The following is a 19,166-nucleotide window of genomic DNA, read 5'->3' as shown; positions in this document are numbered from 1 at the left end:
GGCATGAGGTTTGCTGGGTTGGTGGCCGTGCCTATCGCGCTATCCAAAGAGGAGCCACGCCATGAAACCGAAATCAGCAAAGCCCAATCCCGCATCCGACGATACTGCGCGGGAAACCCAGGCGAGCCACGGCGACACCCAGAACCGCACGAAGAAGGAAGGCCATGTCGCACAGATCGGAACCGGCCAGGACCAGCAGAGCCAACGGAATCGGGGAGCCGGCGCACGGACCAAGTCCTGATCCCGGCGTCACGGCGCAGGGCAGGGAGACGGGGATGGCTGACGCCTGCGGCGAAACTTCGATCTGGGCCGTCGGCGACGTGCACGGCTGCCGCGCATCGCTGGACGCGCTGCTGTGCCGTCCGGAGATCGCCGACGACCCGACGTGCCGGCTATGGTTCGTGGGCGACCTGGTAAACCGGGGGCCGGAGTCCGCCGCGACGCTGCGCCGGGTCATGGCGCTGGGCGATCGTGCCACGGTGGTGCTGGGCAACCACGACATGCGGGCCCTGGCGATCGCGGCCGCCTGCATGCGGCCCGGCAAGAACGACACGCTGGACGACCTGATGAACGCGCCTGACGCGGATGTCCTGGTGGACTGGTTGCGTCACCGCCCCTTGATGCATGCCGAGGCCGGGCACATCCTGGCTCACGCGGGAATCTACCCCCATTGGGATACCGCGACGGCGATGGCGTTGGCGGGCGAAGTCGAAGCGCTGCTTCGGGACGAGCAGTGGCGACGCCACCTACGCATGTTCAACGGCCCGGCGGTGCTGGCCTGGCGGGATCGGCTGCAAGGAGAGCGCCGCGCCAGGTTCATCGTCAGTGCGTTTACCCGCATGCGCCTGTGTACGCGAACGGGTGAGCTGGCGCCCACCGCAAAATCCACGCCAGGCAGCTGGCCGCGCGGCACGGTGCCCTGGTTCGACGTGCCGGGCAGGCTGGCCGGCGGCACGCCCATCGTGTTCGGGCATTGGGCGACATTGGGGCTGCTGGTGCGGTCGGATGTTGCCTGCGTGGACACCGGTTGCGTGACGGGCGGCGTGCTGACCGCACTGAGGCTGGGTGATCGCAAGTTGCTTCAAGTGGGCCGTGAGCCCCTGACGTCGCCCGACGAGACGCCGGTGGCCACGCCGATCCGCCCTCATTGGCCCGCGGCCGGGGCGCGTAGCGCTTGGCCGTTTCAAGCCAGCAGCCGATAGGCCAGGGCCAGCGTCAGCAAGACCAAGGCCCCCATCGCCCACAGCATGACCGCCAACGCGATTGCAAGAGGGACTTGCATCAGAGGGATCGGTCCCGCTTCGCCTGCCGGAGACGCCAGCGGTTGCGGCGGCGGAAGGATGTCGTCATTGGCCGCGACGCGCGGTTCGGCCATCGGACCGACCGCGCTTTGCGGTGCCAAGTAGACAATCCTGACATTGCCGACCGGGGCCGACGTCAAGACAGGTTGGGGGGAATGCATGGCCATCACCGTGTGAGAAGGCTGTCCGCCGTCAGGGCGCCTTCTTTACGCCCTGGTCCAGCGTCTTGGCCATTTGAAGGTGCTGTTCAAGCGTCGGCAGCGTTTCCGTGGCGAATTGCTTGACCTCGGGGTCCTTGGCTTCGTTCGCGGCCTGCTGGAACAGCTTTACCGCGTCCTCGTGGGCCGACACGCCGATGCTCTCGGCGTAGGCCTTGTCAAACCCATCGTCGCGCATGCCAAGCGTCTTCAATTTTGCTTGTTGCATCAGGGAAGGTTCAGTCGGGGCGTCATAGCCCTTTTTCTTGGCCAGGGCGGCCAGTTGCTGGCCTGCCTTGCCGTGGTCATCGACCATCTTCTGCGCGAAAGCCTTGACCTCGGCATTGCGCGATTTCTCGAGCGCAAGCTTGCTTCCTTCCACTTCCAGGTGCCCGGCCTGCGCGGCATTTTCCAGAAAGTCACGGTCGTTGCCGTCCAGCTTCGACTCTGCCGCCATTGGCGCGGCGGGGGTGGTGGTCTGGGCCATGGCGATTTGTCCGGCTCCAAGCGCTGCCACGGCAAGGAGGGCGGCGGTGAGGTAGCGAGGTTTCATGAAGATCTCCTGGGAAGGGCGCCGAGCGCCGTTGAGGTAACAGGTTGGAGGTAGTGCGTCAGGGGTAATGCGTTTTGGCCATGCGTTTTGGCCATGCGTTCCGGACATCCAGCAAACCGCGTTCCCGCGCTTCGTCCACGCGGGAATGGGGTTTGCTGGTCTTTTCACCGACCTACCAAGGGGACGATCATGACGACTCAACGCCACTTTCTGCCGCGCAACCCGGGACGATTACTGGGGGCGGTGATCATCGCGATGGCGTCCGCCGTGGCCGGGGCGGCGCAACCGCCGGCCCAGGGCGGAGCGGGCCAGGGCGCGGACGACCGGGGGGGCAAGCCGCCGCCGTCGCCGCCTTCCGGCGCGTCGCCGGGGCCATCCAAGAGAGATCCGACCGCGCCCCCGCCTACCGTGCCTCGATCCGCGCCGGAAAAGGCGCCTGCTCAACCCACGCCGGGCCAGGGCACGGTGGAGGGGTCCAGCGCCAATCCGGCGCCGGACGGCACCATCCCGGGGGGCAGGGCGGGCTCGGGCGGGCATAAGTCCGGGGAGTTCGGAAGATAGGCTTTCGCCTCTCGGTCATGCGGCCTTGAGCGGGCCGCCCTCTACCTGCAAGCCGGCATCAGGAAGACGGGCACCGTTTCCCAAACGACTGCCAGTGCCGATAGCAGACACAACGCCGCCGTGAGCCAGACGTGGAAGGCCGATGCACGGTTTGCTGGCATGCGTTGCCGTTGGCGCTGACGCCAGGTGGCTGTCGCCATGCCGGCCAATGCCAGCGCGCTGCCGGCCACGATGACCCATGATGAGGCGGGAAGCCCCAGCCATTGGCCTGCCCAGGCCGCCCGCGCGCAGGCCACCGCATTCACGGTGTAGATGAACAGGTAATGCACCAGCCAGATCGCGGGGCCGGCGATCAGGAACAGCAGTTCGATCCCGAAATGCGTTTTCATGCTCTAACCCGTCAAGCGCGGAAAGACGTGGACCAGCGCCAGCGCGACCAAGCCCTGCGCCGCGGTGTAGCGCCACATCATCATCGTGGCGTCGAAAGCCGCGCGCCGGGTGGCGCTGAGCCGGCCGGCCAATGAGCGGGCGACGGTAAACACCCCCATCACGCCGGCCAGCGCCGCAAAGGCGGCCTGCAGGCCGGCCACCGCGTAGACCGCCGCCGCATAGGCTGAAACCTGGGGCCGCAGCCCGGATTGCCAGTGCGCGTGGATCTCGACCGCCGCCGCTGCCCCCACCAACACGATGGCCGCCGGCAGGCCTGCGCGCAGGAAGGTTTGCCTGGTTTGCGCCAGGCGGCGTCCGGCGCCTTCCACCAACACAACCGAGCCCAGCAGCAAGCCGGCGGACAACACCGGCCAGGCGGCCGATGGCAGTCCGCCCGATTGCGGCCACGCATCCGGGTGGACGGTCCACAGGAACAGGTAGCCGAACATCATGGATCCGAAAATGCTGGCGCAGACGATGATCAGCAAGACCATGGCCCACGACGCATGGGACGCATTGCCCGAGCACATCATGGGGACGCGCAGGCCGCTCCCGATGTACACCGGCGGGTGGTCCGGCCCCGTGTCCGCGTCCCACAGCCAGCGCCATAGCGCGGCGATCGCCAGCACGCCGAACGCGGCGGCAAACGCAAACAGTTTGAACGTCAGTAGCAGGAAGAAGCCGGCCGTGCCCAGCGCGGCCAGCAACGGCGACCATGCTGGTCCGGGAAGCACCAGCACGTAGTCGGGACGAGCGTCGAGCGCGGTGGTCACCAGTGTCGAACGCAGCCCGCCGGGCGCGTGGGGCAGGAAATGGCCGCCGGCTTCTACTTCTTGCGCCAGGCCGGGCTGCGCCCACAAGGGCTCGCGGCTGGTCACGGCGGGTACGCTGCGCAGGCCGTGGGTTCCACTGGGCAGCCATTCCAGCGTGCCGGCCCGCCAGATGTTGCCGGCGTTCTGATTGACGTCGGGCCTGAAGTTGCGCGCCACGTCGACGAGAAACACCAGGACCCCGGCGGCAATCAGGTAGGCGCCCACGGTAGACACCATGTTCAGTGGCCCCAGCCCCTGGCTTTCCGCGTAGGTGTAGACCCGGCGTGGCATGCCAGCCAGGCCGGTAAAGTGCATCGGGAAGAAGGCCACGTTGAAACCGATGAACATCAGCCAAAATGCCCAACGCCCCAGTCGTTCCGACAAGGCGCGCGCGCTGACGAATGGCATCCAGTAGTAGAACGCCGCGAACAGCGGAAACACCATGCCCCCGAACAGCACGTAGTGCAGGTGGGCCACGATGAAATAGGTGTCGTGCGCCTGGAGGTCGAAAGGAATCACGGCGACCATGACGCCGGTGAGTCCACCGATGACGAACACGAAGAAAAATCCCAGGATGAACAGCATGGGGGTTTTCAGCGGCCGCAGCCGGTCGGCCGCGGCGATCGTGGCGATCCACGCGAATATCTGGATAGCCGTGGGCACCGATACCGCCATGCTGGCGGCCGACGCGAAACTAAGCGACAGCCGTGGGATGCCCGTGGCGAACATGTGATGCACCCACAGGCCAAAACTGAGAAAGCCAGTCGAAACCACTGCCAGCACCACCAGGCGATATCCGACCAGGGGCGTGCCCGTCATGGCGGGGATGATCATCGACACCATGCCAGCCGCGGGCAGGAAAATGATGTAGACCTCGGGATGCCCGAAAAACCAGAAAAGGTGTTGCCACAGCAACGGGTCGCCGCCCCGTTCGGCAATGAAGAACGGCAGGTCGAAGGCGCGTTCCAGCTCCAGCAGCGCCGTGGCCACGATGACGGCGGGAAACGCAATGATGACCATCCCGCAGAACACCAGCATCACCCATGCGAACACGGGCATCTTTTCCAGCGTCATGCCCGGTGCGCGCGTGCGCAGGATGCCGACGGCAAGTTCAATCGCGCCCGCGATCGCCGATATCTCGATGAACCCGATTCCCAGCAGCCACAGATCCGCATTCATCGCCGGCGAATAGCGGGTGCTGGTCAGCGGCGGATACATGAACCAGCCGCCGTCGGGCGCCAGGCCCACGAAGATGCTGCAAAAAAATACCAGGCCGCCGATTGCGTAGGCCCAATAGGCATAGGCCGACAGCCGTGGAAACGGTAAGTCGCGCGCACCCAGCATATTGGGCAATAGCAGCACGGCCACCGCTTCGACCGCCGGCACCGCGAATAGAAACATCATCACCGTGCCGTGCATGGTGAACAGCTGGTTGTAGAGCGTATGCCCGATCAAATCACTGTCCGGCATGGCCAGCTGCGTGCGCATCATCAAGGCCAAAATGCCGGCCAGCAAAAAAAACAGCAACGCGGTGCCGATATAGAGCAGGCCGATGGAGGTGTTGTTGACGACCGTGATGGCGCGGAACCCGGTCGGGCGCCGCCAGGCGAGCTTGAGCTGCGCGAACTCGCCATCGGGGCGCGGGATCGGATTCGGAAGCGGAGGGGACGCGTCGGGCGCAGGGGTCTCTGGGGTCACTTCAGGCTTTCCAGATAGCGGGCCACGGCCCGCAGGTCTTCGCCGGCCCATTGGTCAAAGGCCGGCATGGCGTTGCCCGGTTTGATATGTTGCCCGCCGGCGATCCACCCCGCCAGCGCGCCCACATTATTGGGCAGCACGCCGGCCGCCAGCGATGGGCGGCCGCCCAGATGGGTCAGGTCAGGTCCCAACGTTCCCGTGGCGGGCGTTCCCCGCACGGCATGGCATTGGGCGCAGGCTTGTTGGAACAGTTGTTCGCCGTGCCGAAGCTCAGGTCCCGCCGACCGGGCCGGTTGGCGTTGCTGCCGCAGCCATTCGTCAAACTGCGCCGGCGCCAGCACCTGCACGTCGAACCGCATCTGGGCGTGCTGCGCCCCGCAGTACTCGGCGCATTGCCCCCGGAACACGCCGGGCGCGCGCGCCGTCACGCGCAGGCGATTCACGCGGCCGGGCATCATGTCGAGCTTGCCGGCCAGCTCGGGGATCCAGAAACTGTGGATCACATTGTCGGACCTGAGCAGGAATTCCACCGTCTGTCCGGCGGGGATGCGCACATCGTTCGCGGTTTCGAAAAGCAGCGTGCCGGAACGATCCAGGTAACGGACGCGCCACCACCACAGTTCTCCGGTAACTTCAACGCGCACCGCCGCCGCCGCCGCGCCATTGCGAGCGGCCAACGGTCCGGGGCCCAGTACCCACAGCAGCAGCGCCGTTAGCGCCAGGACGGGAAAGGCGACGCCGGCCCCCACGATCAACGCGGGGTTGGCCAACGCCCGGCGCACACGCGCGGGCCCGTGCATGGCCAGCGCCATTAACACGGCCACCATCAGGAAAATGCCGGCGCCGCCGATGAAAAGCACCGTGCTGATCTGGTCGATGCGGCCGATCTCGTCCCCGTCCGCCGGCGGGCCCTGCCGGGGTTGCGCCCAGGCCGCGGCGGACATCGTGGCGGCAAGCGCCAGGGGAAGGAAAGACGGCATGTCGGTTTGAGCGGAAATTCCTGCGTGGGGCAGGCCGGGGATTGGACTGCGACCGCCCGCGCGTCAGCATGTGGCGTGCCCACGTCCGCGCGAGCCTGGGGCGTGGAACGAAAATTGCGGGTCGCGGGGGTATTCACGGAGGCCCCTTTGCGCCGGATCGACCGACCCATTCGCCTGTTGCTGGTTTTCGCTGCGTCGGTCATGACGGGTGCGTGCGGCGAGAAACGTCCGCCGCTTTCGCCCCCCGCCCTGGCGGCCGGGAAGGGCCTGGACGCGGACCCGGCGCGGGGACGCCGGCTGATCGCCGAGCGCGGATGCGTTGCCTGCCACACCGTCACGGGGGTAAGGGGGCCGGCGTCCAACGTGGGGCCGCCGCTGCACGAGCTGTGGCGGCAGGCCTATGTGGCAGGCGTCTTGCCCAATACCTCGGACGATCTTGTGCGCTGGCTGCTGGACCCGCCCGCCATCAATCCCCGCACCGCCATGCCCGCAACGGGCTTGCAGAAGGCCGACGCCGAGGATATCGCCGCCTTTCTGTTGTCGCCCGGCGGCGCACGCGGGGGAGCGCCATGATGAGCACCACGCGCATCGCGGCGGTGGCCGTCGTGGCCGCAGGGGCCCTTGCCGGACTGGCGGGCGGTGCGGTGATCTACTTCGGCTGGTACGACGTCAGCGCAACGTCCCCCCACACGATGGCGGTGCATCATCTGATGGATACCGCGATGGCGCGCTCGGTAAAAGCGCGCGCGGCCGATGTGCAAGCGCCCGATCTGAACGGCGAGGCACGTATCCGGAATGGGGGGCGCCTATACCGCACGCACTGCGTGCAATGCCACGGCGCCCCCGGGGTTGCGCCGCAACCTTATGCGCTGGGGTTGAATCCGGCGCCCGCCGCGCTGGTCGCGACCGCCCGGACGCGACCGGCCGCCGAGATTTTCTGGATTACCCAGCAGGGGATCAAGATGACCGGCATGCCCGCCTGGCAGTATCGCCTGACGGACGACCAGATCTGGGATGTGGTGGCCTTCCTGCGCGTGCTTCCCTTGCTGTCCCCGGCGGATTACCGGGATCGCGACGACGGCCTGCCGCCTGCCGAGCCGGCGCCCGTGACGCAGGGGGCGCTGCGTATCGGAGACGCCGCGGCAGGCAAAAAGGCCCTGCAACAATATCTGTGCGTGACGTGCCATGCCATCCCCGGCGTGACGGGCGCCTGGAACCATGTCGGGCCGTCCCTGGATGGCATGGCCGACCGCCCGTACATCGCTGGCGTGATGGTCAATACGCCGGAAAATATGCAACGGTGGCTGCGTGCGCCCGGGGCCGTCAAAGCGGGCACCGCCATGCCGGACGTGGGGGTATCCGAGCAGGACGCGCGCGACATTGCGCAGTTCCTGAACACGCTGTCCGACAGCCGCCGCTGAAGCCCGGGTGGCAGCGCCTATTCAGCAAACACCCCCTTACGCCCCCGCATCGGCGTCATTCGAAGTCGCCCGCCCCAAGTTGGATGGCCCCGTCCGCCGGGACCCATTGGGCGCGGTGCACCGCGTCCTGGATTGCCTGCGCGCCGCTTTCGAACGCCCGCAGAAGCTCTGCGCCCGTGTCGTTCGCTGCGCCGAAGCGGCGGCGCAGCACGTCGCCCGAGATCTCGAATTGACGCGTCACGCCAGCGGTCTCCAGCTGGAAGACCACGGCATCGCCGCGTGCCTGCGCTTCCGTGGCTTTCGTGAATTTCATGGCTATTCCTCCTTTTTCAGCAGCCAGGCCGAAGCATCCGTCCCCGGTCCTTCTCGCCCTGCGCAGCAAGCCATGTGCCGCACCCGTTTTCCCGGCCTTTCCGCCAAAAGGTAAAAACGGCAGGGCAGGTATTTTTTACTCTTGGCGCCATCGCGTTCCGTATTGCGTTCTTTGTTGCGTTCTTTGTTGCGTTCTTTGTTGCGTTCTTTATCGCGCTGCACAAGGGGCGATGCCGGTGGGGGCATGGGCGCGCGGGGCGAATGGTGGAACGCGGCGTGCTGCATCGACGGTTCGCCGTGCTCGCGGGAAAGCCAGTGGGGCGAATCCAATCAATGAACCAGGAGAAAGCGATGACACGTCTATCCGAAATCATGACTCCTGAACCGGCCTATGTCGTTCAGGGAGAATCCGTCCGGCGCGCCGCCGAGTTGATGGCCGACCTGGACGTCGGAGAGTTGCCCATCTGCGATGGGCGGCGGCTGGTGGGGGTCGTCACCGACCGCGATATCACCGTGCGTTGCACGGCGCGGGGCGCCGCGCCGGACGCCGCAAGGGTGGATGACGCGATGTCGGAGCGGCCGGTCTGGTGCTACGAGGACGATACGGTGGAGACGGCCAAGTCCATCATGGAGACCGAAATGATCAGGCGCGTCCTTGTCCTTGACCGGAACAAGCAGCTTGTCGGGGTGGTCTCGCTGGGAGACATCGCGGCCAAGGCGGGGGCGGCGGGCGATACGCTAGCCAATGTCTCCGAACCCGCCCAGCCCGCCCGATAGGGTCAACATCCGCTTCCAAAAAAAACGCCCCGCTTCCAAGAACGGGGCAAATCCACGGATAGAGCGTAGGCGCCGCAGCGGCGGAGGGGGGGGAGACAGCCATGCTGGATCGGCACGACGGTTTGCCGCTGCGGCACCCTTGTCTACGCACGTTCCGTGCCCGCCCGCGATGCCTGGCCCGCGATGCCTATTTCGGCCGAGGGGCCCGGATGTGGCGGTCCGGAGCCGCCAGCCCGCCTTGCCGCAACCTGGGCAGGGACGCGGCCATGGCCCGCGCGACGTTGCGCACTTCCTGCTGCACCGCCTCGTCGCGGTCGAGATCATCGTGGCTGGTGGCATAGGGTTGGTAGTAGCCGATGTACCGGTCCAATTGGGCGGTCGTGCCGGCGTCCACCAGCCCCATCCAGTCCAGCCAGTCGGCAAGGGCGCGCCGTTGCGCTTCGACGCCGGCGACGTCGCCGTGCACCACCAAGCCATAGGCGCGGCCTGCCAGGTGCTTGGGATAGGGCCATCCCGCCAGTTCGACCTGCTTGGCTTTCAGTGGGTCCTTCCCGCCGGTCAACGTGGGGTCGGGGTTGCCGCCGTCGGCGCATACCAGCCGGTCGATCATCAGTTTCAAAGGGCTGGGCGACTGGTACCAGTAGGTAGGGGCCACCAGGATCACCCCATGGGCCGACACCCATTGCTCATAGATACCGTTCATGGCGTCGTTGACCTGCCCCAGCGCGTGGTTGGGATAGCAACTGCACGGCCAATGGCACAGCGGCATCGCTGTTGAAACGCAGCCCTTGCACGGATGGATCTGATATTGGTATTCGGAAACCAGGCGGCTCAAATCCAGTTCGTCCGTCTGCACGGCGGCGGCCCGCAGTTCGTTCAGAACGATGCGCGCCAGCCGCCAGCTCTTGGAGATTTCGCCCGGACAGGTGCCGTCGTTGCGCGACGCGCCGATGATCACCAGCACGCGCGACGGTGTGTTCGCATCCTGCTGGACCTTCGCAGCGCGCTCAAGCGCGTCGCGCGTTTGCTTCCATTGCACCGAGAGGTCATAACCCGGGTCGGCGTAGCCCGGCCCGGCCTTGACGGTGACCGGCGCCTTGCGGCCTTCCTGGTATGCCTCCCATGCGATCGCTTCAAGCCGTTCCAACGCAGGGTGCTCACCCTTGAACGCAGGATCGTAAAAGCGCTGCATGAAGCGCGCCCGGAACGTCTCGCGGGTTAGCGGGCCGGCATATTGCCCCTTGCGGACCATCGGCACGAAATCGGTCATCTGGCGCCTCCAATCAGAGCACTGCCGTGCAGCAAGCCGCATGCCGTGCCTTCCGGGTATGTTCCTTGCTGCCCGGTCATCGCGTCGCTATCCTTCGGCGCCGAACCGGGAGTCTCTAATGAAACTTAGCCTGAAACCACTACGCGACCAAGTCATCGTCATCACGGGGGCCGGCAGCGGCATTGGCGCCGCCACGGCAAGGATGGCGGGCGAACGCGGCGCCAAAGTCGTCCTGGCCGGGCGTCAGGAAGAAGCCCTGGCCCGCATCGTCGAGGAGGTCATTCGCGGGGGCGGCGCGGCCGTCAGCGTGGTGGCGGACGTGGGAATAGAGGAAGACCATCAGCGGATACTGGACCACGCGATACAAAGCTACGGCCGCGTCGACACATGGGTCAACAATGCGGGGGTCTCGATATACGGCAGCCTGGAACAGGTGCCGATCGAAGACCAGCGAAAGCTGTTCGACACGGACTATTGGGGCGTGGTCTACGGGTCGCTGACCGCGGTGCGCCACATGAAGCAATCGGGAGGCGCCCTGATCAACGTGGGCAGCGAAGTGTCGGATCGCGCCATCCCCCTGCAAGGCACTTACTCGGCGGCCAAGCACGCCGTGAAGGGCTTCACCGACGCGCTGCGGATGGAGTTGAGGGAAGAGAAAGCGCCGATATCGGTCACGCTGATCAAACCTGCGTCGGTCGCTACCGGTTTCACCGTGCATGCTCGCAATTACATGGACGTGGAGCCGGATCTGCCGCCGCCCGTCTATGCCGCGGAAACGGTCGCGGACGCTATTTTGCACGCCGCCCAACACCCCACCCGGGACCTGTTCGTGGGGTCCGCCTCACGCGCCATTGCAACGCTTGGCCAGAATGTTCCCTCGCTAGCCGATCGGATGTCGGGCTGGTTATATCGGCACCAACGGGGCGAGGCGCCCGCGGCAGGCGGATCGGACTCGCTCTACACGGCCGGTGGGGAGCATTCCGCCGTGCAGCGCCGCGGCCGCAGGCATAGCGTCTACACGCAGATGGTGACGCATCCCAGGTCGTCGTTGGCCACGACCGCCCTGTTGAGCGGCGCCGTGTTGTGGGCGCTAAGCCGGCGCGGGCGGTGACGCTGGGGCGTCGTTCACGGCGTCATTCGCGGGGTTGTTCACGGCGTCCTTCACTGCGTCCTTCGCGGCGTTTGGGGGCGCAGCCAGGCCGAACACCCGCCGGGTGCCGTGGCGCCGCTGACATACAACGCGCCCGCGCCATACAGGGCGCGTAGCGAGACGGACGATGCGTCAGCCAGCACCCAGACTCCGCCCGTTGCATCGGCCCACAGGATACGCGCCGGCGTGTGGTCCAAAGCCTTCAGCAGGTCGGCCGAGCTGGCATCGGGGCGCAACACCACTACCGAGGTATCCTGCGCGGGAGCGGAAACCGGATAAAGGTTCAGCATCGCCCCCGTGGCCACCGCCAATGCCAGCACGACCGACAGCAGGGGCCCTTGGCCGCCCGTACCGCGGCCGGCGGGCGGCTCGCGCCGAACCATGACCCAGCCAGCCATCAGCGGCAATAGGCCAAACAGCGCCAGCCAAGCCACCTCCCAGGGCAAGGGGTCAGGCACGTCCATGCGTAATCGGTGGATGCCAGTAAGCCAGTGCGACAGCACGGCGTCCACCACATGCCACACGCCAAATCCCAGTAGAAAGTGCGCCAGCAAGGTTCTTCGTGAAGGCTGCGACGCGCCGCGCGATCGGTACAAGCTCCATAACCCGGCGCCGGCCACCGCATACATCAGCGCGTGAAAAACGCCATCGGCCACGACTTGCACCCGCAGATCGGCAAGCGACGCGGCGCTCAGGCCGGAAAGAAGGTGATGCCATTGCAAAATTTGATGCAGCAAAATGCCGTCGAAGAAGCCGCCCATGCCGAAGCCCAACAGGTAGCCCGCCCACGGACGGCGGCGTGGCAAGGCGACGGCAGGGCGCGCGTGCAGGGCATCGGTCATTTTGGGGCCGGCCCAGCACGTTTTGGCAGTACGGCAGGCGTGTCGTCCGCGGGCTTGAAGACGTCACCTTCGGTGTCGCGTTCAGGCGCCGGGGAGGCGTTCATGTCCTGCTCCGGTGATGGGGGGGTAACGATCGATATCGTCTCGTTCGGGTACTCGGCGCGGGCCGCTTCAACCGCCGCCTGGCTGGTGGGGTACGCGCGGGCGTCCTGCACGACGCCCAGCATCGCCAGCCGCCGAAAGCTCCACATGCCGTCGGCGCGCTGAAACGCTTCCACGATCATTTTGTCGGCCGCCGGTCGGGCGGCACGGGCCGCGTGTCATTCGAACCGGGCAGGGTGCCGCTTCGGGCCTCGGCTTCTTCCTGGGCCTCGGCGCGGTCAAAGCCCGCCCCTTCGTGGCTTTTCGCCGCCGGCGGATGGTCGATATCGGGCACCCTTTCGGCCTCTTCGGGGCGAGACGACGGCCGCAAGGCGCCCGCGTTGACATCCGGCTGACCGGGGATGGACTTGCGGGATTGATCGGTTGGTGGCTGGGGCATGCGGATCTCCTGGCGTGCTTGGCGGTGGCGAACACCGAGCAATTCGCGTTCCCGTCGCGCTACGGATATCTGCCCCGCCACGGTGCGGGCGCTGGCACGGTGCTTGCTGCGCGGCGGTCCCGCCCGTTACCCAGGAGCGATCAAAAGTGACCTCAATCCGTGAACCTCGGTATGGCCTGTGCGTGCATCCGGTACAGGCCGTATTTCTGGCAGGGATGCTTCCCTTGTTCCTCGGCGCGGCCGGCGCCGATGCCGTCTATGCGAAGTCTTTTGACATCCAGTGGAATAACTTCGCCTCGTGGCTCCTGGTCGGCGGCCTGGTGTTTGGCGGCATCGCGCTGATCTTCGCCATCGTCGATCTTTTCCGACCAAGTCAGCGAACGCGCCGGACCCTCCTGTATGTCCTGGCGTTGCTGGCGGCGTGGGTCGTGGGTATTTTCAATGCGTTGATCCATGCGCGTGACGCGTGGGCAAGCATGCCCGCCGGCCTGGTCTTGTCGATCATCGTCGTGGTGCTTTCTTGCGCGGCGATATGGCTTGGCTTTCGCACCCCGCACATCAGAGGCGCCGTATGAAACACATTCGATTGATCGCCGCCGTGTCGCTGACCGCCGTGACGGGCGTCAGCGCCGGCCAAGCCGGGCCTGCGCTAGTCGGCCCCGCGCCCGATTTGCCCAAGCCCAAAACGGGACTGCTTCCCGAGATGGTGATCGCCAAACCGGCCGAGTGGGGCGATAAGGCGCCGACCGTGCCAGACGGGTACACGATTTCAGCCATTGCCACGGGGCTGAAGATTCCGCGGCAGACGCTGGTATTACCCAATGGCGATATCCTGGTGGCCGAAGGCAGGGGCGGCAGTGCTCCGCCGCTGAAACCCAAGGACGTGATTGCCGGCATGATCAAGGCCAAAGGCACCAGTCCGGTAAAGGGCGGCAACCGCCTGACGCTGCTGCGCGACGCCGAGGGGGACGGCACCTACGAGGCATTGACGTTTGCCGAAAACCTCAATGCGCCGTATGGCCTTGCATTGGTGGGCGACAAGCTCTACGTCGCCAACCAGGACGCCGTGGTGCGATTCGATTACCAGCCAGGGCAAACGAAGGCGAGCGGCCCGCCTGAAACCGTGACGCCGCTGCCATCGGAAGTCAACCACCACTGGACCAAGGCCATGACCGCCAGCGCCGATGGGCAATACCTGTATGTCGGCATCGGCTCCAACAGCAACATCACGGAACGCGGCATGGCGGTGGAAGCCGACCGCGCCCGGATCTGGCGGATCAATGCCCGAACGGGTGAATCCAAGGCCTACGCCACCGGGCTGCGCAATCCCACCGCCCTGACCATCCAGCCCGAAACCGGTCAATTGTGGGCGGTCGTGAACGAACGCGACGAAATTGGCCCCGACCTGGTTCCCGACTACCTGACCGCCGTCCAGGAAGGCGCCTTCTATGGCTGGCCGTACAGCTATTGGGGCCAAAACATCGATGACCGCGTCCGGCCGCAAGATCCCAAAAAGGTCGCGGCCGCGATCAAGCCTGATTACAGCCTGGGGGCGCACGTCGCGGCGCTGGGCGTCGATTTTTCGACCGGGACGATGGGGGAAGCCTTTGCCAATGGGGTCTTTGTTGGCGAACACGGCAGCTGGAACCGCAGCGACCCTGTCGGCTACAAGGTGGTCTTTGTTCCATTCCGAGACGGCCGGCCGTCGGGTTCGCCCGTTGATTTCGTGGGCGGGTTCCGCGATAGCGATGGCACGACGCGCGGCCGCCCAGTAGGCGTGACGGTCGATCCCAAGGGTGCCTTGATCGTTGCCGATGACCTATCGAACACGATTTGGCGCGTCACGCCGACACGGCCGGCGCAGACCAAACAGCCGGTCGCGGCGGCGCAGGGCCCGGCCTCGGGGCAGTCGGCGCCAGGCAGATAGCCCGCGCGCACCGGACGCGGCTGACGGCGCGCTTGTGGCCGGCTGGAATCAGGAAGGCTTGAAGACCATCAGCCAGAAGATGGCCAGAAAGGCGCCCAACGCCGGAAAACCCAGCACGAACCATAGCGTGAAGTACCGTTTGAAGGCTGCCGACAACGGCAGGCCCGCGAGCGCCGACGCCCGTGCCTCATCGCGCATGAGCATTTGAAGCCGCACAACCGGCAGCCAGCAGGCAATGGCAATTGCATACAGCACCAGCGACCACATCAACCAGGGCGTGGAAAATGGAAGCTGCATCAGGCGCGCCAGATACCAGCCAGTAAGCGGTTGGGCGATGGCGGTGGTTGCCGTGAATAGCCAGTCGGCCAACACCACGATGCGGGCTACCTGCGCCACGACTTGCGCATCGCGTCGCAGCACGACACATAGCAGATAGAAGGCAGATCCGATGCCCGTGCCGAATAGCAGGGTCGACGACAAGATGTGCAGCAGCTTTACCCATAGGTACTCCATCAGCGCCTCCGGTCGTCGTGCAGGTAAAACAGCAGCAACACCGCAAGCATGGGCAGGTTCTTGGAGATCGGGCCGAACGGGTGCAGCCACTGCTCGGACAAGCGCCAGGTGATGATCGCGGTATAGGCGAGTATCAACGTCATCTGCGCCAGCCATAGCCATCGCACGGTCCGCCCGCGCCACATGACAGTCAGTATTCCAAATACAAAGTCGAGACCGGCGGCGCCGTATAGCGCAAACGTGGCATAGGCCGCCGGAACGCCGCTGCGTTGCAACAGCGCCAAACTGTCCTGGATGGGATACAGGCCCAGCGATACGATGGCGGTCCAGAGCCACACGGCGGCGACGCTCGCCCGCAGCAGCGGCAACAGATTGTCCAACGTCGCGGCCGCGCGCGATGCGTGGCGTTCGCGCGGCGCGACAAAGCGCCGAGGCGGACGTGGAGCGGCCCCCAGCAACAGGGAAAACGCCGTGACGTCGCCCGTGTTTCCGCGTTCCAGCATGGCAAGGCTATCCGGTCCGATCAGGCTTCCCGGCAGCGCGTCGGCCATGCGCGCGGCCAAGCGGGCACATGCGCCCGGAATGGCGACGATGCGCTGGCGCGCGGAATAGCCCAGCCCGGTCCGCAGCGTGGCGAGGTAGTCCCGAAGGGTCAGCGCGTCCGGCCCGCAGAAAGCAAGGGTCACGGCATCTTGGGTGGGCCGGCCAAGCAGTGCCCGCACGCCCGCCACCACGTCGGCGATGTGTACCGGCTGAACGCGCTGCGTGCCGCCGCCGGGTAACGGCAACACGGGCAACGCCGCAAGGCGGTTGAACAGCGCGGCGCTTGCGCCGCCCGCGCCATAGACAAGCGAGGGCTGAACGATGAAGGCCGGCATTCCAAGCGCCCGGAGCCCGTCGTCCGCGGCGCGCTTGCTGGTATGAAACGCCGATTGTGCATGCCGGTCCGCGCCCAACGCCGAAAACTGGATCACCAATGCCCGTCGCTGGCGGGCCGCCTTGAACAGTGCCAGGGGCACGGTTTCATGGATGCGCTGATAACTTTGCCCGCGTTCCTCGCGGAAGATGCCGACCGTGTTAATGACCACGTCGACCCCATCCAGAAGCGGCAGCCAATCCTCGGCGCGGGCGTAGGACGCGAAGTCCACAGGCACGAATATTGCTCTGGAATCTTCCGATGCGTCGTGCGGCGCGGCACGCACCGGGCAGACAAGCCGATGGTGATCGGAAAGTAGTGCTTCGGCTAGATGGCCGCCGATAAAGCCTCGCGCACCGGTCAACAGGATTTTCACGCCAGGATCTCCATCCCGCCCCTGCATCGTCGGCGCGGATGGCGACGGGTCAGCAATATCCATACCCGTGCGGCACCTGGAATAGGGAGATGTGACATGAGGGCGTGGCGCAAGGCATTGATTGCGGGTCTGCGTAGCGGCGCGGCCGCCAGCTTGCTATCGACCGCGATGTTGCTGGCTGTCGGCCGAAAAGAGACTGGCTGGCCATTCGCGCCGACCAATGCGACCAGTCAGTGGATATGGGGCGACAGGGCGCTGCGGGCGCATCGTTTGACATGGCGTCACACCGCCACGGGATACCTGATCCATCATGCCGCGTCGGTATTCTGGGCAACGCTGCACGCGCGTGCCGTCGCCGAGTCATCGGCGCCCGTCACGCGTTCCCGCGCCTTGACTGAAGGGCTGGTCACGGCCGCGGTGGCGTGTTTCGTCGATTACCAGTTGACGCCTCGGCGGCTGACGCCCGGCTTCGAACACAGATTGTCCCGGCGGGCCATGTGCTGCGTGTATGCGGCATTTGGTTTGGGCATTGCGATCATGGCATACACGCGTCCGTCCAGCAGGCAAGGAACCGACGCGCTCACGTCGAAAAAAGCGGACAAGAGGTAGGCATGGCATTTCCTAATCCGTATTTGCGTTATAGCGTTGTGGAGGCGGCCCTGGCCGCTGAAATAGGGGATGGCCTCTGGGCCCCCGGCACGCGCCTTCCGGGGGAAAACGCGCTGATTGGCCGGTTTCGAGTCAGCCGAAGCACGGTCCGCCGGGCCGTGCAAAACCTGGCGGCAAGAGGGCTCGTCGAGATTCATCCCGGCAAGGGGGCTTTCGTGATTCGTTGACGCCGACCGCCAGGCCGCAGGGCACGGTCATCACGCGGAAGCGCGTCGCGTGGCCATTGATCGTGATTCAGGCATTTGGCCTGCCTTTTTCGCGCCGACCCTGGCGTCGCCGGGCGGAATCCTCTTCCTCGGGGTCTTCGGACATACAGGCGCACAGCCGGTCCAGTTCGCGGGTGACTTCATTCCAGACCCAGCGGATCAATTCGACGGCTTCCCGCTCGGTCCCGTCGTAAGCGCCCGCGCGGGATGTCCTGTCAAGAACGTTATTAAAACGGCTAAGCGGTTCGGCGGTTCGGCAAGGCATGGGCTCGGCGTGTTCGTTGCGCAACGCGACCGCCAGATCGGCAAGTTGTTGCCTGGCCGCCACCGCAACGCGATAGAGAGTCGGGCCGATCCGGTGACGAACATTCTCCGTCAGCGCGAGCCCGCTGGCGCGCTCAAGCAAGGGGACGGTACGCCATAGTCCGTCGACCCGGTCGTGTAGCCGGTACGCCGCGACGTCCCAGCTTGCGTTGCGCATCGGAAACGCACGGGATTGCGATGCCATATCGCTGGCACGCCATCTTGCGCGTTGCATGGCAGGGCGGTCGATCGAAGCGGAAAGTTCTTTGCCTTCGTTCAATTCCGAAGCCCATTCGACCAGTAGTTCACCATAGATTTCAATTGAAATCGCCGTATTGACCCGCATGCTGCGACGAGCCGATAGGGGTAGCAAACAGACGGCGGAAAGGATGCCGGCAACCGATCCTATGATGATCGCGACGGCCTTTTGGTATGCGCCAACAAGAAGGTTATCGCCCGGCGATACCGTCAATATCGTGACCGTGACAAGGCTGTAGCTCAAGGTGGGATGCCGCATCGATAGATAGGCGGCCGTCGTCACGCCCACGGCAATGCTCCATAGCGCAGGGAAGTCGGCGTATTGGGCCAACAGGACCAATCCCACTCCTAGCGCCACGCCCAACATTGCGCCGGCGATTCGCGCCACCGCTTCGCTGATGGTGCCTTCAACGCTGGCGCGCACCACGTAGAGCGCCGAGAACGCGCCCCATGCAACCTCGGGGATGCGTTGCCACGTCATCAGACCGTATGCGATAAGCACCGCGGCGACCGTCTGGGCGGGAAGGCGGAATCCGTCCCGGTTGGCGACCGCGCGCCAAGCGGCGGCAGACTTCAGCAAGTGGTGAACGGCGATTCTCAAATTTCTACCCGGCCCGAAGTTTCGCTACATCAGGATTCTCGGTCCGATTGCCGGCACTTGATTACGCTGATATCGCCATCCGGCTCCATGTAGGCCCGGCTGACGTCACTGATCTTGGCAACGCCTTTCAGCCGCAATTGGCTCATGAGTTCTTCTTCGGTCAGGTACTCGCGCCGAAGGTTTCTTTTTGAGATCACGCCATTGCGGACAAGGCAAACTCTGTCGGCTTCCAGCAGGCGGCCGATCGGCTCGACGAAGTAGCTGACGCGATCCACCACCACCGTCCAGCCAACGATGGTGGAGACCAGGACAAGGCCGTCGACGATGGACTTGTACTCGCCCGCCATGGCATTTTGGGCGGCGTCGGCAATAAGCACCAGAACAAGCATGTCGGCAACGCCTAGCGATCCAATATCCCGCCTTCCGGCCACGCGCAGCAGCGCGAAAATGAACCAGTAGACGATCGAGCCACGGATGAAAATCTCTATTGGCGAAATCGAAAACGTGAACATCCCCGACCAGTCCGGCGTCATGGCAACTCCTTTCAGTCTAT

Annotated in this window: 26 protein-coding genes; 11 read left to right on the top strand and 15 right to left on the bottom strand. The window is 65.5% G+C overall.

Features of this window, described 5'->3' with window-relative positions:
• The first annotated feature begins 61 nt into the window (after positions 1 to 61).
• Positions 62 to 241, top strand: a complete 180-nt coding sequence (locus tag ACI0FO_RS10625) for a hypothetical protein (protein WP_416026458.1) — start codon at positions 62 to 64, stop codon at positions 239 to 241.
• Between the two features lie 34 nt (positions 242 to 275).
• Entirely contained in the window at positions 276 to 1,202 is a 927-nt protein-coding gene (locus ACI0FO_RS10620) for a symmetrical bis(5'-nucleosyl)-tetraphosphatase (protein WP_416026456.1), read from the top strand.
• Here the strand turns inward: ACI0FO_RS10620 and ACI0FO_RS10615 are convergent.
• Together ACI0FO_RS10615 and ACI0FO_RS10610 are read right to left on the bottom strand one after the other, a co-directional pair.
• Complete coding sequence (locus tag ACI0FO_RS10615) at positions 1,184 to 1,462, bottom strand: hypothetical protein (protein ID WP_416026454.1); 279 nt, start codon at positions 1,460 to 1,462, stop codon at positions 1,184 to 1,186. The genes ACI0FO_RS10620 and ACI0FO_RS10615 overlap by 19 nt on opposite strands.
• A 31-nt stretch (positions 1,463 to 1,493) precedes the next feature.
• Positions 1,494 to 2,051: a DUF4142 domain-containing protein gene (locus tag ACI0FO_RS10610; protein WP_416026452.1), complete on the bottom strand. Its 558-nt coding sequence runs from the start codon at positions 2,049 to 2,051 to the stop codon at positions 1,494 to 1,496.
• 189 nt (positions 2,052 to 2,240) lie between these two features.
• Between ACI0FO_RS10610 and ACI0FO_RS10605 the strand changes: the two genes are divergently transcribed.
• Positions 2,241 to 2,612 (top strand): hypothetical protein, encoded by a 372-nt coding sequence (locus ACI0FO_RS10605; protein WP_416026451.1) that lies wholly within the window; start codon positions 2,241 to 2,243, stop codon positions 2,610 to 2,612.
• 41 nt (positions 2,613 to 2,653) lie between these two features.
• On the opposite strand, the gene ACI0FO_RS10600 is transcribed toward ACI0FO_RS10605, so the two are convergent.
• The 3 genes from ACI0FO_RS10600 to ACI0FO_RS10590 are packed head-to-tail and all read right to left on the bottom strand — an operon-like array spanning position 2,654 to position 6,531.
• Positions 2,654 to 3,001 (bottom strand): hypothetical protein, encoded by a 348-nt coding sequence (locus tag ACI0FO_RS10600; RefSeq protein ID WP_416026449.1) that lies wholly within the window; start codon positions 2,999 to 3,001, stop codon positions 2,654 to 2,656.
• A gap of 3 nt (positions 3,002 to 3,004) precedes the next feature.
• On the bottom strand, positions 3,005 to 5,602 hold the full coding sequence (locus tag ACI0FO_RS10595) for a cbb3-type cytochrome c oxidase subunit I (protein ID WP_416026447.1): 2,598 nt from the start codon (positions 5,600 to 5,602) through the stop codon (positions 3,005 to 3,007).
• Positions 5,548 to 6,531, bottom strand: a complete 984-nt coding sequence (locus ACI0FO_RS10590) for a cytochrome c oxidase subunit II (protein ID WP_416026445.1) — start codon at positions 6,529 to 6,531, stop codon at positions 5,548 to 5,550. The genes ACI0FO_RS10595 and ACI0FO_RS10590 overlap by 55 nt, the downstream gene beginning before the upstream one ends.
• Before the next feature lie 102 nt (positions 6,532 to 6,633).
• Here ACI0FO_RS10590 and ACI0FO_RS10585 point away from each other — a divergent pair, with 102 nt between their 5' ends.
• Both ACI0FO_RS10585 and ACI0FO_RS10580 read left to right on the top strand, forming a co-directional pair.
• Complete coding sequence (locus tag ACI0FO_RS10585) at positions 6,634 to 7,104, top strand: c-type cytochrome (protein WP_416026443.1); 471 nt, start codon at positions 6,634 to 6,636, stop codon at positions 7,102 to 7,104.
• Positions 7,101 to 7,952, top strand: coding sequence for a c-type cytochrome (locus ACI0FO_RS10580; protein WP_416026442.1), 852 nt, complete (start codon positions 7,101 to 7,103; stop codon positions 7,950 to 7,952). The genes ACI0FO_RS10585 and ACI0FO_RS10580 overlap by 4 nt, the downstream gene beginning before the upstream one ends.
• Before the next feature lie 55 nt (positions 7,953 to 8,007).
• Here ACI0FO_RS10580 and ACI0FO_RS10575 read toward each other — a convergent pair whose 3' ends face one another.
• Positions 8,008 to 8,265, bottom strand: a complete 258-nt coding sequence (locus ACI0FO_RS10575; protein ID WP_416026441.1) for a DUF1488 family protein — start codon at positions 8,263 to 8,265, stop codon at positions 8,008 to 8,010.
• Positions 8,266 to 8,267: 2 nt separating this feature from the next.
• Positions 8,268 to 8,594, bottom strand: a complete 327-nt coding sequence (locus tag ACI0FO_RS10570; protein WP_416026439.1) for a hypothetical protein — start codon at positions 8,592 to 8,594, stop codon at positions 8,268 to 8,270.
• A gap of 21 nt (positions 8,595 to 8,615) precedes the next feature.
• On the opposite strand from ACI0FO_RS10570, the gene ACI0FO_RS10565 reads away from it, so the two are divergent.
• The gene (locus tag ACI0FO_RS10565; RefSeq protein WP_416026437.1) at positions 8,616 to 9,041 is read left to right on the top strand and encodes a CBS domain-containing protein; all 426 of its coding nucleotides are present in this window, start codon (positions 8,616 to 8,618) and stop codon (positions 9,039 to 9,041) included.
• A 187-nt stretch (positions 9,042 to 9,228) separates the two neighbouring features.
• Here the strand turns inward: ACI0FO_RS10565 and ACI0FO_RS10560 are convergent, their stop codons facing one another.
• On the bottom strand, positions 9,229 to 10,311 hold the full coding sequence (locus tag ACI0FO_RS10560; protein WP_416026436.1) for a flavodoxin family protein: 1,083 nt from the start codon (positions 10,309 to 10,311) through the stop codon (positions 9,229 to 9,231).
• A 118-nt stretch (positions 10,312 to 10,429) separates the two neighbouring features.
• Between ACI0FO_RS10560 and ACI0FO_RS10555 the strand changes: the two genes are divergently transcribed.
• A complete protein-coding gene (locus ACI0FO_RS10555; RefSeq protein ID WP_416026434.1) occupies positions 10,430 to 11,422 on the top strand; it encodes an SDR family oxidoreductase in 993 nt (330 codons plus the stop codon).
• 50 nt (positions 11,423 to 11,472) lie between these two features.
• Here the strand turns inward: ACI0FO_RS10555 and ACI0FO_RS10550 are convergent, their stop codons facing one another.
• Genes ACI0FO_RS10550 through ACI0FO_RS10540 form a run of 3 tightly spaced genes read right to left on the bottom strand, consistent with a single transcriptional unit; the run spans position 11,473 to position 12,844 of the window.
• Entirely contained in the window at positions 11,473 to 12,303 is an 831-nt protein-coding gene (locus ACI0FO_RS10550) for a DUF2243 domain-containing protein (RefSeq protein ID WP_416026433.1), read from the bottom strand.
• A complete protein-coding gene (locus ACI0FO_RS10545; RefSeq protein ID WP_416026431.1) occupies positions 12,300 to 12,587 on the bottom strand; it encodes a hypothetical protein in 288 nt (95 codons plus the stop codon). Before ACI0FO_RS10545 ends, ACI0FO_RS10550 begins: the two co-directional genes overlap by 4 nt.
• Positions 12,584 to 12,844 (bottom strand): hypothetical protein, encoded by a 261-nt coding sequence (locus tag ACI0FO_RS10540; protein ID WP_416026430.1) that lies wholly within the window; start codon positions 12,842 to 12,844, stop codon positions 12,584 to 12,586. The genes ACI0FO_RS10545 and ACI0FO_RS10540 overlap by 4 nt, the downstream gene beginning before the upstream one ends.
• Positions 12,845 to 12,990: 146 nt before the next feature.
• Between ACI0FO_RS10540 and ACI0FO_RS10535 the strand changes: the two genes are divergently transcribed.
• Together ACI0FO_RS10535 and ACI0FO_RS10530 are read left to right on the top strand one after the other, a co-directional pair.
• Positions 12,991 to 13,419 carry a DUF2231 domain-containing protein gene (locus tag ACI0FO_RS10535; RefSeq protein ID WP_416026428.1) on the top strand — a complete coding sequence of 143 codons (429 nt, stop codon included), beginning with the start codon at positions 12,991 to 12,993 and terminating at the stop codon, positions 13,417 to 13,419.
• Entirely contained in the window at positions 13,416 to 14,771 is a 1,356-nt protein-coding gene (locus ACI0FO_RS10530) for a PQQ-dependent sugar dehydrogenase (RefSeq protein ID WP_416026426.1), read from the top strand. Before ACI0FO_RS10535 ends, ACI0FO_RS10530 begins: the two co-directional genes overlap by 4 nt.
• 48 nt (positions 14,772 to 14,819) lie before the next feature.
• Here ACI0FO_RS10530 and ACI0FO_RS10525 read toward each other — a convergent pair whose 3' ends face one another.
• Positions 14,820 to 15,284, bottom strand: coding sequence for a DUF2269 family protein (locus ACI0FO_RS10525; RefSeq protein ID WP_416026424.1), 465 nt, complete (start codon positions 15,282 to 15,284; stop codon positions 14,820 to 14,822).
• The gene (locus tag ACI0FO_RS10520) at positions 15,284 to 16,576 is read right to left on the bottom strand and encodes an SDR family oxidoreductase (protein WP_416026423.1); all 1,293 of its coding nucleotides are present in this window, start codon (positions 16,574 to 16,576) and stop codon (positions 15,284 to 15,286) included. The genes ACI0FO_RS10525 and ACI0FO_RS10520 overlap by 1 nt, the downstream gene beginning before the upstream one ends.
• A gap of 96 nt (positions 16,577 to 16,672) precedes the next feature.
• On the opposite strand from ACI0FO_RS10520, the gene ACI0FO_RS10515 reads away from it, so the two are divergent.
• Both ACI0FO_RS10515 and ACI0FO_RS10510 read left to right on the top strand, forming a co-directional pair.
• Complete coding sequence (locus tag ACI0FO_RS10515; protein ID WP_416026421.1) at positions 16,673 to 17,185, top strand: hypothetical protein; 513 nt, start codon at positions 16,673 to 16,675, stop codon at positions 17,183 to 17,185.
• A 2-nt stretch (positions 17,186 to 17,187) separates the two neighbouring features.
• The gene (locus ACI0FO_RS10510) at positions 17,188 to 17,412 is read left to right on the top strand and encodes a winged helix-turn-helix domain-containing protein (RefSeq protein ID WP_416026419.1); all 225 of its coding nucleotides are present in this window, start codon (positions 17,188 to 17,190) and stop codon (positions 17,410 to 17,412) included.
• Positions 17,413 to 17,479: 67 nt separating this feature from the next.
• On the opposite strand, the gene ACI0FO_RS10505 is transcribed toward ACI0FO_RS10510, so the two are convergent.
• Together ACI0FO_RS10505 and ACI0FO_RS10500 are read right to left on the bottom strand one after the other, a co-directional pair.
• The gene (locus ACI0FO_RS10505; RefSeq protein WP_416026616.1) at positions 17,480 to 18,514 is read right to left on the bottom strand and encodes an FUSC family protein; all 1,035 of its coding nucleotides are present in this window, start codon (positions 18,512 to 18,514) and stop codon (positions 17,480 to 17,482) included.
• 128 nt (positions 18,515 to 18,642) lie between these two features.
• A complete protein-coding gene (locus tag ACI0FO_RS10500; protein ID WP_416026417.1) occupies positions 18,643 to 19,146 on the bottom strand; it encodes a DUF421 domain-containing protein in 504 nt (167 codons plus the stop codon).
• Positions 19,147 to 19,166: the final 20 nt, after the last annotated feature.

The sequence above is a fragment of the Achromobacter marplatensis genome (assembly GCF_049060505.1).
Lineage (GTDB): Bacteria > Pseudomonadota > Gammaproteobacteria > Burkholderiales > Burkholderiaceae_B > Achromobacter > Achromobacter marplatensis_A.
This window is presented reverse-complemented; position numbering and strand designations above follow the sequence as displayed.

Coding starts and splice junctions, on each gene's coding strand:
- ACI0FO_RS10625 (WP_416026458.1), top strand. CDS start 62: ATGAAACCGAAATCAGCAAAGCCCAATCCCGCATCCGACGATACTGCG.
- ACI0FO_RS10620 (WP_416026456.1), top strand. CDS start 276: ATGGCTGACGCCTGCGGCGAAACTTCGATCTGGGCCGTCGGCGACGTG.
- ACI0FO_RS10615 (WP_416026454.1), bottom strand. CDS start 1,462: ATGCATTCCCCCCAACCTGTCTTGACGTCGGCCCCGGTCGGCAATGTC.
- ACI0FO_RS10610 (WP_416026452.1), bottom strand. CDS start 2,051: ATGAAACCTCGCTACCTCACCGCCGCCCTCCTTGCCGTGGCAGCGCTT.
- ACI0FO_RS10605 (WP_416026451.1), top strand. CDS start 2,241: ATGACGACTCAACGCCACTTTCTGCCGCGCAACCCGGGACGATTACTG.
- ACI0FO_RS10600 (WP_416026449.1), bottom strand. CDS start 3,001: ATGAAAACGCATTTCGGGATCGAACTGCTGTTCCTGATCGCCGGCCCC.
- ACI0FO_RS10595 (WP_416026447.1), bottom strand. CDS start 5,602: ATGGGCCGGCGAAGACCTGCGGGCCGTGGCCCGCTATCTGGAAAGCCT.
- ACI0FO_RS10590 (WP_416026445.1), bottom strand. CDS start 6,531: ATGCCGTCTTTCCTTCCCCTGGCGCTTGCCGCCACGATGTCCGCCGCG.
- ACI0FO_RS10580 (WP_416026442.1), top strand. CDS start 7,101: ATGATGAGCACCACGCGCATCGCGGCGGTGGCCGTCGTGGCCGCAGGG.
- ACI0FO_RS10575 (WP_416026441.1), bottom strand. CDS start 8,265: ATGAAATTCACGAAAGCCACGGAAGCGCAGGCACGCGGCGATGCCGTG.
- ACI0FO_RS10565 (WP_416026437.1), top strand. CDS start 8,616: ATGACACGTCTATCCGAAATCATGACTCCTGAACCGGCCTATGTCGTT.
- ACI0FO_RS10560 (WP_416026436.1), bottom strand. CDS start 10,311: ATGACCGATTTCGTGCCGATGGTCCGCAAGGGGCAATATGCCGGCCCG.
- ACI0FO_RS10555 (WP_416026434.1), top strand. CDS start 10,430: ATGAAACTTAGCCTGAAACCACTACGCGACCAAGTCATCGTCATCACG.
- ACI0FO_RS10550 (WP_416026433.1), bottom strand. CDS start 12,303: ATGACCGATGCCCTGCACGCGCGCCCTGCCGTCGCCTTGCCACGCCGC.
- ACI0FO_RS10545 (WP_416026431.1), bottom strand. CDS start 12,587: ATGATCGTGGAAGCGTTTCAGCGCGCCGACGGCATGTGGAGCTTTCGG.
- ACI0FO_RS10540 (WP_416026430.1), bottom strand. CDS start 12,844: ATGCCCCAGCCACCAACCGATCAATCCCGCAAGTCCATCCCCGGTCAG.
- ACI0FO_RS10530 (WP_416026426.1), top strand. CDS start 13,416: ATGAAACACATTCGATTGATCGCCGCCGTGTCGCTGACCGCCGTGACG.
- ACI0FO_RS10525 (WP_416026424.1), bottom strand. CDS start 15,284: ATGGAGTACCTATGGGTAAAGCTGCTGCACATCTTGTCGTCGACCCTG.
- ACI0FO_RS10515 (WP_416026421.1), top strand. CDS start 16,673: ATGAGGGCGTGGCGCAAGGCATTGATTGCGGGTCTGCGTAGCGGCGCG.
- ACI0FO_RS10510 (WP_416026419.1), top strand. CDS start 17,188: ATGGCATTTCCTAATCCGTATTTGCGTTATAGCGTTGTGGAGGCGGCC.
- ACI0FO_RS10500 (WP_416026417.1), bottom strand. CDS start 19,146: ATGACGCCGGACTGGTCGGGGATGTTCACGTTTTCGATTTCGCCAATA.